18 protein-coding genes are annotated in these 12,974 nt (G+C 32.9%); 12 read left to right on the top strand and 6 right to left on the bottom strand.

Going from position 1 to position 12,974, the window contains the following annotated elements; genetic code table 11:
• Window positions 1-163 precede the first annotated feature (163 nt).
• Genes R2I74_RS03020 through R2I74_RS03030 form a run of 3 tightly spaced genes read left to right on the top strand, consistent with a single transcriptional unit; the run spans window position 164 to window position 2,860 of the window.
• Window positions 164-1,072: a glycosyltransferase gene (locus R2I74_RS03020; protein ID WP_316353880.1), complete on the top strand. Its 909-nt coding sequence runs from the start codon at window positions 164-166 to the stop codon at window positions 1,070-1,072.
• Window positions 1,069-2,334, top strand: coding sequence for a glycosyltransferase family 2 protein (locus R2I74_RS03025; RefSeq protein ID WP_316353881.1), 1,266 nt, complete (start codon window positions 1,069-1,071; stop codon window positions 2,332-2,334). Before R2I74_RS03020 ends, R2I74_RS03025 begins: the two co-directional genes overlap by 4 nt.
• Window positions 2,335-2,350: 16 nt before the next feature.
• Complete coding sequence (locus R2I74_RS03030) at window positions 2,351-2,860, top strand: acyltransferase (RefSeq protein ID WP_316353882.1); 510 nt, start codon at window positions 2,351-2,353, stop codon at window positions 2,858-2,860.
• A 213-nt stretch (window positions 2,861-3,073) separates the two neighbouring features.
• On the opposite strand, the gene R2I74_RS03035 is transcribed toward R2I74_RS03030, so the two are convergent.
• A complete protein-coding gene (locus R2I74_RS03035; RefSeq protein ID WP_316353883.1) occupies window positions 3,074-4,150 on the bottom strand; it encodes a DegT/DnrJ/EryC1/StrS family aminotransferase in 1,077 nt (358 codons plus the stop codon).
• A 189-nt stretch (window positions 4,151-4,339) separates the two neighbouring features.
• Between R2I74_RS03035 and rfbD the strand changes: the two genes are divergently transcribed.
• From rfbD to R2I74_RS03070, 7 genes are all read left to right on the top strand, one after another.
• Window positions 4,340-5,263: a dTDP-4-dehydrorhamnose reductase gene (rfbD, locus tag R2I74_RS03040; protein ID WP_316353885.1), complete on the top strand. Its 924-nt coding sequence runs from the start codon at window positions 4,340-4,342 to the stop codon at window positions 5,261-5,263.
• 16 nt (window positions 5,264-5,279) lie between these two features.
• A complete protein-coding gene (locus tag R2I74_RS03045; RefSeq protein ID WP_316353888.1) occupies window positions 5,280-5,870 on the top strand; it encodes a ribonuclease HII in 591 nt (196 codons plus the stop codon).
• Between the two features lie 7 nt (window positions 5,871-5,877).
• Window positions 5,878-6,150 (top strand): AtpZ/AtpI family protein, encoded by a 273-nt coding sequence (locus tag R2I74_RS03050; RefSeq protein WP_316353892.1) that lies wholly within the window; start codon window positions 5,878-5,880, stop codon window positions 6,148-6,150.
• The gene (locus tag R2I74_RS03055) at window positions 6,131-6,868 is read left to right on the top strand and encodes a F0F1 ATP synthase subunit A (RefSeq protein ID WP_316353895.1); all 738 of its coding nucleotides are present in this window, start codon (window positions 6,131-6,133) and stop codon (window positions 6,866-6,868) included. Before R2I74_RS03050 ends, R2I74_RS03055 begins: the two co-directional genes overlap by 20 nt.
• Before the next feature lie 48 nt (window positions 6,869-6,916).
• On the top strand, window positions 6,917-7,141 hold the full coding sequence (locus R2I74_RS03060; RefSeq protein WP_316353898.1) for a F0F1 ATP synthase subunit C: 225 nt from the start codon (window positions 6,917-6,919) through the stop codon (window positions 7,139-7,141).
• A gap of 236 nt (window positions 7,142-7,377) precedes the next feature.
• Window positions 7,378-7,857, top strand: coding sequence for an ATP synthase subunit B family protein (locus R2I74_RS03065; RefSeq protein WP_316353901.1), 480 nt, complete (start codon window positions 7,378-7,380; stop codon window positions 7,855-7,857).
• Window positions 7,854-8,330, top strand: coding sequence for a F0F1 ATP synthase subunit B family protein (locus R2I74_RS03070; RefSeq protein ID WP_316353903.1), 477 nt, complete (start codon window positions 7,854-7,856; stop codon window positions 8,328-8,330). The genes R2I74_RS03065 and R2I74_RS03070 overlap by 4 nt, the downstream gene beginning before the upstream one ends.
• Before the next feature lie 188 nt (window positions 8,331-8,518).
• Here the strand turns inward: R2I74_RS03070 and R2I74_RS03075 are convergent, their stop codons facing one another.
• The 5 genes from R2I74_RS03075 to R2I74_RS03095 form a co-directional block, all read right to left on the bottom strand.
• A complete protein-coding gene (locus R2I74_RS03075; RefSeq protein ID WP_316353905.1) occupies window positions 8,519-8,869 on the bottom strand; it encodes a hypothetical protein in 351 nt (116 codons plus the stop codon).
• A gap of 159 nt (window positions 8,870-9,028) precedes the next feature.
• Entirely contained in the window at window positions 9,029-9,493 is a 465-nt protein-coding gene (locus tag R2I74_RS03080; RefSeq protein WP_316353908.1) for a lysozyme, read from the bottom strand.
• A 71-nt stretch (window positions 9,494-9,564) separates the two neighbouring features.
• Window positions 9,565-9,927: a hypothetical protein gene (locus R2I74_RS03085; RefSeq protein ID WP_316353910.1), complete on the bottom strand. Its 363-nt coding sequence runs from the start codon at window positions 9,925-9,927 to the stop codon at window positions 9,565-9,567.
• A gap of 15 nt (window positions 9,928-9,942) precedes the next feature.
• Window positions 9,943-10,611 carry a hypothetical protein gene (locus tag R2I74_RS03090; protein WP_316353912.1) on the bottom strand — a complete coding sequence of 223 codons (669 nt, stop codon included), beginning with the start codon at window positions 10,609-10,611 and terminating at the stop codon, window positions 9,943-9,945.
• A 109-nt stretch (window positions 10,612-10,720) separates the two neighbouring features.
• A complete protein-coding gene (locus tag R2I74_RS03095) occupies window positions 10,721-11,947 on the bottom strand; it encodes a GTA baseplate fiber-binding domain-containing protein (protein ID WP_316355261.1) in 1,227 nt (408 codons plus the stop codon).
• 76 nt (window positions 11,948-12,023) lie between these two features.
• On the opposite strand from R2I74_RS03095, the gene R2I74_RS03100 reads away from it, so the two are divergent.
• Together R2I74_RS03100 and R2I74_RS03105 are read left to right on the top strand one after the other, a co-directional pair.
• Complete coding sequence (locus R2I74_RS03100) at window positions 12,024-12,377, top strand: IS630 transposase-related protein (RefSeq protein WP_316353116.1); 354 nt, start codon at window positions 12,024-12,026, stop codon at window positions 12,375-12,377.
• A 1-nt stretch (window position 12,378) separates the two neighbouring features.
• Entirely contained in the window at window positions 12,379-12,849 is a 471-nt protein-coding gene (locus R2I74_RS03105; protein WP_316355238.1) for an IS630 family transposase, read from the top strand.
• Window positions 12,850-12,974: the final 125 nt, after the last annotated feature.

Raw genomic sequence — 12,974 nt, forward strand, 5'->3', positions numbered from 1 at the left:
TTCTATGATCGATATTAAATATTTCGATAGTTTAGCAATTCATGCAACAAAGCACTTAAAAGCTATCTAATCTTAAGTGAGTTTTGCTATATATTTAAAACTTTGATTTGACTTAGGTTTATGATATAAAACACTTAAAGTTAAGCTAGCCAAAGCTCAGACATTGAATTTTAATATGAATGACACTCTAATATTAAGCATCGCTCTTGTCACTTATAATTGCCAAAAATTTGTATCACAAGCTATGGATAGTATATTGATGCAAAAGATTAATTGTGATTATGAAATTATTGTTGCAGACGATCATTCTACCGATAACACTCTTCAAATTTTATTAGAGTATCAAAAACTTTATCCAAAGTTAATCAAAATTCTTAATTCTACTCATAATTTAGGGATCACAAAAAATTACCAAAGAGCTTTTAAAGAATGTAAAGGAAAATATATAGCCATACTTGAAGGTGATGATTATTGGATTTCTCCAAATAAAATTTCTAAACAAATTGAATTTCTAGAACAAAATAAAGATTGTAGTTTTTGCAGCCATAAAATTTTTATACACAATGAAATTAATAATAATGCTACCTTATTTGCACCATTAAAGAAACAGAAATTTACTACCAAAGATTTAATTATTGATAATTTTATAGGCAATTTTTCTACATGTATGTATAGGCAAGAAGTAATCAAAAAAATACCTTTAAAATTATATGATCTTCAGGTATATGACTGGATGTTTAATATTATTAATTCAACACATGGGACTATAGGTTACTTACTTGAACCTCTTTCAATATATAGACAACATGAAGGTGGAGTATGGTCTTCTGGTAATAAACTTAAGCAGAGAGTAGATATAGCCATTGCCATAGATAAATACAACTTGTTCTTAGATAAAAAATATGATAAGGAGTTTCATCTAGCAAAGTTTAAATATACTAAATCTCCAACATTGAAAACTATTCAAAATTTATTTTCTGTTGCGGGCATTAATTATATTTTACATTATATATTACCTCCAATTTGTATTATATTAATAAATAAATTTAGACATTACAAAAACCATAAATGAATAAATATAATACTAAACCTCTCTTACAAACCACTTATGAGAGAGAATTTACTAGAGACACAGAATCTTCTAGGCTTACAACATCCTCTAATCTTGTTGCGGATTCGAATCCCAAACTTGCATACAAATTATCACCAGAAATAACATTAGATAATGAACCTACCGTTAGTGTAGTAATTGCTTCATATAATCATGGGTTATATGTAGCGGAAGCGCTTCAAAGTGTACTGGATCAAACCTATCAGAACTTTGAAATTATAGTTACTGATGATGGTTCTACAGATAATAGCGTTGAAGTTATTAAAAAATTTAATGATCCTAGAATTAAACTTTTTGAATTTAAAGAAAATCAAGGTGCTTGTGCTGCAACTAACAACTCGATTAATAATTCTAAAGGAAAATATATAGCTATAATGAATTCTGATGATGTATGGGCTCTAGACAAACTTGAAAAGCAGATAAATTTTCTTGAACAAAATAAAAATATTGATGCTGTTTTTAGCTCAGTAGAGTTTTTAGACGAAAATATGAAGGAATTTTCCACCGAAAATCGACCTTATTTTTTTGAAATTTTTAAGCAACCTAATAGATCATCGGGAGAATGGCTTGCAACATTTTTCTTTCAAGGTAATTGCCTTTGTCACCCAAGTATCCTAATTAAAAAACAATGTTATAATATATTAGGATTATATGATAATAGATTTAGGCAACTTCCAGATTTTGACATGTGGATAAAATTCTGCAAAAATTTTAATCTTTATGTTTTAGCTGAAAATTTAGTAAAATTCAGACTTTTAAATAACCATAAGAATGCTAGTAGCCCAACTACTCAAAATCAAATCAGAGGAAGAAATGAGCATCATTTAATTATGCAATCTTTTTTTGCAGGAATTAAGTTAGAAACGTTTAAAGAAGGATTCTATAAACATCTAAAAAATAAAAGCTGCCAATCAGAGATAGAATATGAAATTGAAAAAGCATTTTTATACCTTAAAACAGCTCATAGCATTATCGGAATAGAAAAGTTATATAATTTTTTAGAACAAGATAATTATAGAAATATTTTAGATAAGCTTTACAATTTTAACGACAAAACATTTCAAACTGTGTCAGCATCTAGCAATGCTTTTGGAGTTCAAGATATCAACTCATTAATATCCACTTTATTTTTTAAGATTCGCCATTACCCAAAAATAAAGTTATTTAAAATATTAACTATAAGAACTCTCCTATATATTAAATCTAAGCTTACAATCAACTAACTAACTGAGGTTAATTATGTCTGTTACTACATTTGAATACACAAAAATAGTAGGTAAAGAAAATATTGAATTTGGTAACAATATTATAATCGATGATTTTGTTTTTATATATGCTAAAAATAAAATGAAATTCAGTAATTTTGTTCACATTGCTAGCTTCGCTACTATCATTGGAGTGGATTACTTTGAAATGCAAGACTTTACTGCTATATCTATTGGCTGTAAGGTCTTAACAGCTACTGATGACTTTAAATCATGGGGATTTGGGAATTCAACAATTAATGCAAAATATAGGAACGTCACAAAAGCGCCGGTAATATTAGAAAAATTTTCTATAGTTGGTGCTAATGCAGTTATCTTGCCAGGAGTAACAATTGGTGAAGGAGTAGCAGTAGGAGCCGGATCTATAGTCACTAAAGATTTAGCACCTTGGGGTGTTTATATAGGAAATAAAAGAGTAAAAGAGCGTGATAAAAAAGGGGTCTTTGATACTTACGAGAAATTTTGCCAAGAAAACAATTATTAAACTGTGAGCGTTTACGGTTTTTAGAAAAAACCGTCATTGCGAGATATTGTTAAAAATCGAAGCAATCCAGTCTTATAAGGCTCTCCCACTCGAGCTAATTCAGATCACCACGGAGCTTAACGGCTCCTCGTGATGACGCCTTGTATGGTAATACTAACGTTCAAACTAAAAAACTCGTGAACGCTCACAGTAAACTTACACATTTATAAAAATTTATAAAACCTCAAGAATTAATCTACTTATCTTGTATACGTCTTCATTAGACAAGCTATAGTACAAAGGTAAACATAAAACTCTGCTAGATATATCATCAGCAATAGGCATCTTAGATTCCTTTATATATGGTAGAGTGTGCAATGAGGGATAAAAATATCTTCTAGGAAATATATTATGATTATTTAATTTTTCTTTTACAGCAAGTAACGCTTTCTCATCTTCAAATAAAACAGGATAGTAAGCATAATTATACCTGGTATTCTTTCTGATTTCAGGTCGCGATATTTTATAATTAGCTAACAAGATACTGTCATATAAATCACAAATCTTTTTTCTTTGAGAAATTATATTTGGCACCTCCGGTAAGTTACAAAGCCCCATAGCTGCGTGAAATTCAGAATTCTTTCCGTTAATACCGATTCCAAAAAATTTTTCTTGACCATCATGACCAAAATTCCTCATATAGGATATTTTCTCTGCCAGCTCTAAGTTTTGAGTTATAACAGCTCCGCCTTCAACAGTCTGAAATAATTTAGTTGCATGAAAGCTTAAAGTAGATATATCTCCATAATTCACTATTGATTGCCCTTTATATTCTACTCCAAAACAATGAGCTGCATCATAAATAATTTTTAAATTATAATTATTAGCGATACTCTCAATAGCCTCAATATCACAGGGGTTACCATATACATGAGTTACTAAAAGTGCTGAAGTTTCCGGAGTAATAGCGGCTTCAATTTTATTAGGATCAATAGTTAGAAAACTAGGATCAATATCTACAAAAACCGGTACACACCCTTCCCATGCTATTGAAGAAGTTGTAGCCACATATGAAAAAGGTGTGGTAATAATTTCTCCTTTTAAATCTAAAGCTTTAATAGCTAACTGCAAAGCAATGGTGCCATTAGAAACATAAAAAAGATTTTGAGCATTACAATAATCTTTTAACTTAAGCTCCAACTCTTTTACTAAAGGCCCAGCATTAGTTAGATATTCTGCTTCCCATATTTTCTGAAGATATTCATTGTATTTGGTTATATCTGGTAAAAAAGGTTTGGTGATAGGAATCATGATAAAATTTTGCTACCTTTATAAATTGCTATAACTGAAACGAATAATAGTACTATAAGTACAAAGAATCTAGATTTTTATTTTAGTTTATTTAGCTTATAAGAAGCTCAATTAAATGACCTTTCTTCCTATACAAAACTAGTAATATGTCATACAATACTTGTCAGGCATTACATAATAAAAGTATAAATGAAAATATTATTATTTGGTAAAAATGGTCAAGTAGGCTTTGAGTTGCAGAGAACTCTTGCAACGCTTGGTGAAGTCAAAGCTCTGGGCAGCAAAGAGCTTGATATAACAAATTTCTTGGAATTAAGAAATTGTATTCGTCAGTATGCTCCTAATGTCATAGTAAATGCGGCGGCTTATACTGCAGTAGATAAGGCTGAGACAACCCCTGAACTAGCTTATCTTACCAATTCTGAAGCAATTACCGTGATGGCTGAAGAAGCAAAATTATTGAATGCCTGGCTAATTCACTATTCAACAGACTATGTCTTTAATGGAGCTAAAGCTTCTCCATATATTGAAAACGATAACACAGCACCTCTTAGTATTTACGGTAAAAGCAAGAAAGCGGGAGAAGATGCTATTATAGCATCTAACTGCAAACATTTGATCTTACGCACCAGCTGGGTTTATGCTACTCATGGGGCAAATTTTGCTAAAACGATACTGAGACTTGCCAAGGAAAGAGATAAATTATCAATTGTCAATGATCAATTTGGGGCTCCAACAAGTGCCGAATTAATATCAGACATAACTGCTTTGATACTGTACAGAATATTTTATGATCCAGATCTGACAGTAACCGCAGATACGGATCTCTCGTTTCAAAGCACTTCGGGTATATATCACTTAGTAGCATCTGGAAAAACCTCTTGGTATGGATTTGCAGTTAGGCTAATTGAAGACGCGATTGCCGAAGGTGCTGAGCTAAAATGTAGAGCAGATAACATAAAACCAATTTCTACGTCAGATTACCCTCTTCCAGCTAAGCGCCCCATCAATTCAAGTCTTGATACTAGCAAATTAAGAAAAAAATTTGGACTCACCATTCCTGATTGGGAGCTTCATTCCAAGCGATTTATATCAACTTTGTTAAGCAATTAGATTTTGCCGGAAAAAAATGCAAACACCAAACTTATTTCTTGAACAACAATGGCCTAAAGCAATCATAGCTGGAGTAGATGAAGCTGGGAGAGGGTCACTGGCAGGACCTGTAGTTGCCGCCGCCGTAATTATACAACAAGATCATCTTATTACAGGAATCAATGATTCCAAGAAGCTCTCACGCGCCACCAGAGAAAGCTTGTATAATCAAATCATTCATCATTATAGCTGGGCTGTGGGTATAGTTTCAGCCGCAGAAATAGATCAAACTAATATTCTTATTGCCACTAAAAAAGCTTGTATATTAGCTGTTGCCAATTTAAGCATCCTAGCTGATATTGTACTGATTGATGGTAATATGAAATTTACCGACGCCAGATATCGTAGTATTATCAACGGTGATAATTTGTCACTCTCAATCGCTGCAGCCTCGATTATTGCCAAAGTTACCAGAGATCATTTAATGTTTGAATTAGATCAGCAGTTTCCCCAATATTTATGGCATCGAAATGTTGGATATGGTACCAAACAACATATAAATGCAATTAAACAATATGGATTATCTTCATATCATCGAAAAAGCTTCAAATTAAAAAGCGGGATCTAATTATATTGTGGATGATAATGAATTAAATAATATTTTTGCTAGAATTAAAAAATTTCAAAACAACAAAAGCTCTACCAAAACACCAGACACAAAATCAATAAATCCTTGGATAATTGCCATAGAGTTGGTATCAGGTGCTATTGTGGGGATAATAATTGGACATTTTTTTGATAAAATATTTGATTCCAAACCATTATTTCTTATAATCTGCTTATCACTTGGGCTCATAGCAAGTTTTAAAACTATTTGGCAAAAGATTAATGACCGAAACCACTCATAACCCTTTATCTCAATTTAGCATTAAAAAACTAATTAATCTTGATTTATTCGGAGTTGATATTAGCTTTACTAATTCTGCTTGTCTAATGAGCATAGCTGGGATAATTGCCTTATCTTATTTAACTGTTGCATTACGTCCAAAGCAGCTAATTCCTTCAAAATTACAATTGAGTGCTGAACTATTATACAATTTAATAGCTTCAATGTTGGAACAAAATGTTGGAACTCAAGGTCGAAAATTTATACCGTTGATCTTTTCATTATTTATGTTTATCCTACTCTGTAATTTACTCGGTCTGATACCATATAGTTTTACCGTGACTAGTCATATCTCTATTACCTTTGCTCTAGCAATGATGGTCTTCTTTACCATAGTGATCATTAGTTTTGCCAATCATGGATTGAAATTTATGAAGATATTTCTGCCCCATGGTACACCGTGGTGGCTGGCACCGCTAATGATTATTATTGAATTATTTGCTTTTCTTGCACGTCCGGTAAGTCTATCTTTAAGACTTGCTGCCAACATGATCGCTGGCCATGTGTTATTAAAAGTGGTAGCTGGGTTTGTTATATCTTTAGGGTTATTGTTAAAGATTTTACCAATTCCATTTGTTGTGGCTTTGATTGGCTTCGAGGTTTTTGTGGCAATTTTACAAGCCTATATATTTACCATTTTAACATGTGTATATTTAAACGATGCTATTAATCTGCATTGACTATATAAATGTTTTCGAGAATTTTAATTTGAAGGGAGTAACATATCTATGGAAATGATGTCTATTAAGTTTATTGGAGTAGGATTAATGGCTTTCGGAATGCTTGGAGCTGCTATTGGTGTTGGTAATATTTTTTCTTCATTACTAAACGCAATCGCACGTAATCCTTCTGCTGCTGATCAACTACAGCGCCTTGCTCTTATAGGGGCAGGTTTAGCAGAAGCTATGGGCTTATTTTCCTTTGTTATTGCGATGCTATTAATTTTCTCTTAATAATATATCATGACGAAACTATTAATTGGCTACTGAGCTAACATGACTATCTAAGCACATACGTCATTCCGAACTTGTTTCGGGATGACTTTCTGTGTTCGTGGTGACATTGTATTGTATGTTCTGGGTGACCATTGCACTCAGGGAATGACCTATGCTCGAGATAGTAGTAGCCTCTAATTAGTTTAAAATGACAACCAACAACAGATTTGCCAAAAGCGTGATTGATTTCTTTTATGCCTCAGTTTGATATTTCTACCTATTCTTCACAAATCTTCTGGCTGGCAATCATATTTAGTTGCTTATATCTAGTGATATCAAAAATCATTGCACCAACTTCAGAAAAGATTTTAGCAAACAGACAGCAGATTCTTGATGAATATGCAAATAATGCTTTTACCGCAGCAGAAAATGTAAGAAGAATTCAAAAGGACTATGATAATAGTTTTAAACAAATTCTACTTGCTACAGAAAACATTAAGCAGGAAACTCTTTCAGCTATAGATCAATTAATGATTGCACAACGCGCAACTATTGATCAAGATTTAGCAAAACAAACAGCATTAGCTAAAAGTGAAATGGATCAAATAATTGTATTATTTGCATCAACCAAACATGAGACAATTATTGAATTGGCCAGCTCTATACTACAAAAAATTACCCAACAACCACCAGACTCACAACTACTTCAAGAATGTTATAAAAAGATTAAATGATGTCCTTCTTTAATGAAAGCTTTTGCCTGGCTATCTGTTTTCTTATTTTTCTATATTTTGCCTATAGGCCAATAAAAGCTTCTATTATCAAAGCATTAAATACTAGAATTGAGCTAATTAAAGCACAATTATTAGAAGCTCAATCATTAAAAAATGATGCAGAATTATTGTTAAACAAAACCGAACAACAACTAAGTCAACTTTCATCGATACGTGAAAAAATGATACTTGAAGCTAAAGCTTCCGCAGATTTTTTGTTTGCTAAGCAAAACCAGGAAATTGAGGCATTACTTGAATATAAGAAATCTGAGACTATAAATGCACTTAATAATCAAAGGCTCCAAGCTTACAATCAATTAAAAACTGAATTAATCACTGATGTAAAAAAACTGGTGACTGCATATTTCAAAGCTTCAAACAACGCATCCTTGTCTGATATAGAAATAGCAAAAAATCTTCATGGAAAGAATTGACCTCTCAAAGTGACCGTTCACGGTTTTTAAAATTGAACGTCAATGTACGACTTACAAAGCGACGACCAACGTCATTGCGAAGAGCGTTGCTCTGAAGCAATCCAGTTTTTTACGCTAGATTTTCTGGATTGCTTCAGAGCAACGCTCTTCGCAATGACGACTTTTTTTTTAAAACCGTGAACGCTCCCTCAAATGATAGTAAAGTGCCCACGATATGTTTTTTCCATAAGTGTATTGCGATGCTTAGCAATAATTTCTCGACATAATTCTGCTGATTCAATAGCACGTTGCTTTTTAGCAAATTTATGTTCTCTGGCAGTACAAAATTCAGCTATACTTACATTTTGCCATACCAGACCATCATATATTTTTGCTTTAATATAACCACTTACACTCATATTTTCATAATCACCAACAACCCCACTAATAGCATCATCATTTAATAAGAGCATTATATCTCCTATTTTAGGTTTAATAATCTCATCGATATATTTTATATATACGTTCCCAGTTAACTGGATACGATCAGGTATTCCCATATTATTTATACTCCGTGATATGAGCTTATAGCTTTCTCAGTTGATATACTGATATACGAAGGTCAAAATTGAAGAAGTGCTAGGAGTATCAAAGTCGAGGAGCGCAGCGTATACTTAATACGTGAGCACCGCAGATCTTTATATACGACAACGCAATTCTCAATTTTCACCAAGTATACCGGCGAAAAGACGACTTTCAAGCCTACGCCTACACACCAAACCAATTATTTTTTTTGATCCTGCATATACCCATTTCAAAAACTCTGTACCAGCTTCATCATAAAGTTGATAATTAATCTTCTGTCTTAGGGTTGAACGCTGCAATGCTCCGGCACCACAATTAAAGGTAAAAGACACTAACGCATCAAACTGATAATCTGATAATTCAACATCAATATAGCGCACCACTGCTCTTTCTGCACCAAATAAATCACTGATCAGAATTTGTTCTGCAGTTTCCTCAGACAAAGAATCATATTGCTCATTTGCAGCCAATTTATGACCATATCCTATAGTGGGACACCCTCCTGCACAAATATATGGCACTTTACTAAAACCTTCAAATTGCTTAATCAACATAATACCAGCACTACTAGTAAATCTATGCATTATTTGTTTTTCCATAATTTACTAAAGGTTCTCTGACCAAAATAAAAACTGATAATACCAGCAAAAATTGCCTGATCTTCTAAAGTCTAAATAATATTAATGTATTCTATCAATGGTGCCGTTGATAAAATCGTTTGATATTGGATAAATTTCACACTAGCGTACATGATAAAGAAACTGTAAGCAAGCACTGGTCTGACTGTAGCATTTAAGGCATCAACCCAACAAATGCCAGATTTATAAGTTGAATATAATGAAGCTTGTTCTAATATATCTTTGGATATCTGAATTTCTTCTAATGTTTGTGATTGACCATGTTTGCTATAAGCAATTTGGCGATCCATAATCTGCAATTCATGTTTTTTATCATTCTGATCTTTAAAAAACTTTAATATTTCCGGTACTATTGAACCAATAAAACCAACCATTGAAGCTAGTAATGTAATCATAAAATATATCTCCAATTACCAATTATAACCCTGCCCCACCACTACAGCCGCAAAAGACTGTGTTTCAACAATCCGATAAAAAGAAATAATATCCATCGCATTAGTCTGTGATGATATTTGATGTGACTGCCGTTGTTGCCACAGAATATTTTGTGGCCAAGTGATTTGGTATGAAACTGAATAATTTTGTTTCAATATTATGGTAAATTGATCGGTTTGCATCTGATCCAGAATGATCGCACAATTGTCATTTAAATATAAAGATATATATTTTATTGTAGCTGGCAGTGTAAATTGCTCAGCTATTCCGATAAAATTACTATCAGCAATAACTTCATGTTCACGTGCTGCTTGCACTGCAGTAGTTACCTTAAACCATCTGTGCTCATAACCAAAAATAAAAAAACTATTTTCTTCACTAACAAAAATAATCATCCCAGCTCTAGCTTTTAATAATTGCCAACCTTTTGCCAGATCAGCACAATAACATATATCTCCTTCATTTTCACCAAAGGCTAATATATATTTATCACCAACTACCAGAGTATCAGGGAGCTGCTCTATAAAATTACGAACAGTACTATTGCAAAAACTATCGATTTTTAATAGTGCCTCGTTAAATAATATTTCCTTATCAGTTTGCATCGGCGTCATTAGATCAATATTATAATGATGTGTTTTCATTTATACCTTTGTTATTTTAATATGCGAGAAATTGATTTTAGATTTACTGGATTCCTGCCGTGGCTCATAACCATTCCTGCGAAGGCAGGAATCTATATCATAATATTTATCAAATTCTCTTATATCCCCGAATATCTAAGATTCTCCTAATAGTAGTATCAGATGATTTGCGGTGAGTACCATGATCTTGAGCCATTATACTAATATTGACCTCACCACTAAGAGCTAATTCATTACAATTTATGATTAATTTTTGTTCTTGAGTAGTAAAGTAATGAGATTGATTTTCAGTGGTTACATTAATAGTAAATTCACATTTCTCATTAATATTAGCTGAGACCCAATCATCTTGACGACATGATCGCTGACGCCAGCTAACCTCAAGTTTTCCTGCGGTTAATTGGCAATGATCAATAAAAGGCGCTGGTAATTTTTGTGATTTATTGCTAAAAACTAATTGTTGCATTAGCTCCAGTCTAGCCAATTTAAATGATAAGGTTCTTTGTTCCAATGCTTTTGATACGGCAATTAATGATGCATAATTATTCAGTAAAACAAAATTTTCTCCGGCAAGATGAGTGTGGATATAGTTCTCGGTTGCAAAACACCCTCTAATAAGCTGACTGACTTGGTATAAATTGTCAGCGACTTGCGACCATTTATTGAATTTGATTATCTCCGCTCCGCATAAAGCTAAATTCCAACCAGCAGCAACATCTTTTTCAAAATCACGATAAAATATAGTGAAACTGGATAGCTCATCAATTAAGAAGATATTGGCAGACGATGTTATTTGTGCTGATGCTAACACGCCAATGCCACCACGAGGCATTAAATTGTTAGCAATATTTATATAATCAAGCTGTCGGCCATCAGCTAGTGCTAATGAAACATGTAATGATTGTTTAGTATTACTATATAAATATACGGCCACATAAGCCTCATGCAGCTGAAATTCCATCCCAACCGGTAAATCAACTACTAAAAATTTATGATCTATCGGCTCCTGATATGTTAAATCTAGCAACCCAATCATTACCGGCAAATAATAGCTGGTAAGATCATCAACAATGCCGGTTATTGTTAGTGAGAGCCTGTTAATGCTAATCGTAATTATTCTAATCTGATATTTTTGATTTAAATGAGAGAAGGTGATAAAGTCAACCGGCTCAAATATCAGACCATTGGTTATCGGCAGTATAAATTTTATGATCTTATCTTCGACTTGAGCATTCTTTAAAATTAATTTTCCTAATCTTTTAGCTTCAAAAACGGATAAAGCTATCGGTAATTTCACTACTGCATTACGCTTATTGCTTAAATATTCACTATTTATGTGACAATAACCATGATTATATAGCTAAACCTCTATAAAACGGTTATAATCAAAGGGTATAATTAAAATAATTGTTATGACATATTCGATAGATTTTAGAAAGAAAGTACTGGCTATCAAAGAAAAAGAGAAGATGAGTTTTGAATCAATATCAAAACGTTTTGGAGTAGGAAAAAACACGGTATTTGTATGGACTAAAAAAATATCTCCTCTAAAGAATAGGAATAGAGCTTCGAAAAAAATACCGATTGATAAATTGAGAGAAGACGTGGTGCAATATAGTGACGCGTATCAATATGAAAGAGCTGAGCGGTTAGGAGTGAGTAAATCTGGAATACAAAAAGCATTAAAGAAGTTGAACATTACGTATAAAAAAAGCTTTAAAACATCCGAAGGCAAAAGAAGAAGAGAGGTTAGAATTTCAGAATAAGATAAAAAAGTACGAGGCAGAGGAAAAAGTTATTGTCTTTACCGATGAGAGCGGGTTTGTCCATAGCGCGCCTAGAACTCACGGATATTCGGCAAAAGGCAAGAGGTGTTATGGTGTTCATGATTGGCATCCGTCAAAAAGAACTAATGTTATAGGGGCATTAGTAGGTAAATCGCTGCTAACCGTGTCAATTTTTGACGGCAATGTTAATACAGTTATTTTTAACAGCTGGGTAGAACAAGATTTAATACCGAAATTACCTAATAATTCCGTGGTTGTGACAGACAATGCAAGTTTCCATAAAAGTCCGTATTTAAAAACTATGATAGAAAAAGCTGGTCATATATTGGAGTACTTACCGCCTTATTCTCCTGATTTGAATCCTATTGAACCAAAATGGGCTCAAGCTAAATCTAGAAGAAGGAAATATCGCTGTGACGTAGACACTCTGTTTGAAAAGTACATGTTATAACCGTTTTATAGGGGTTTAGCTATATTCTTTGACGCGATCGACAAGATAAGCCACCTATCGGTGGCAGCTTAGCTTTTTACATCTCTTGCCAACTTCTGTTATCAAAGGTAATATGCAAGTCATTA

Source organism: Candidatus Trichorickettsia mobilis (genome assembly GCF_963422225.1).
In the GTDB taxonomy this organism is placed as follows: Bacteria; Pseudomonadota; Alphaproteobacteria; order Rickettsiales; family Rickettsiaceae; genus Trichorickettsia; species Trichorickettsia mobilis_B.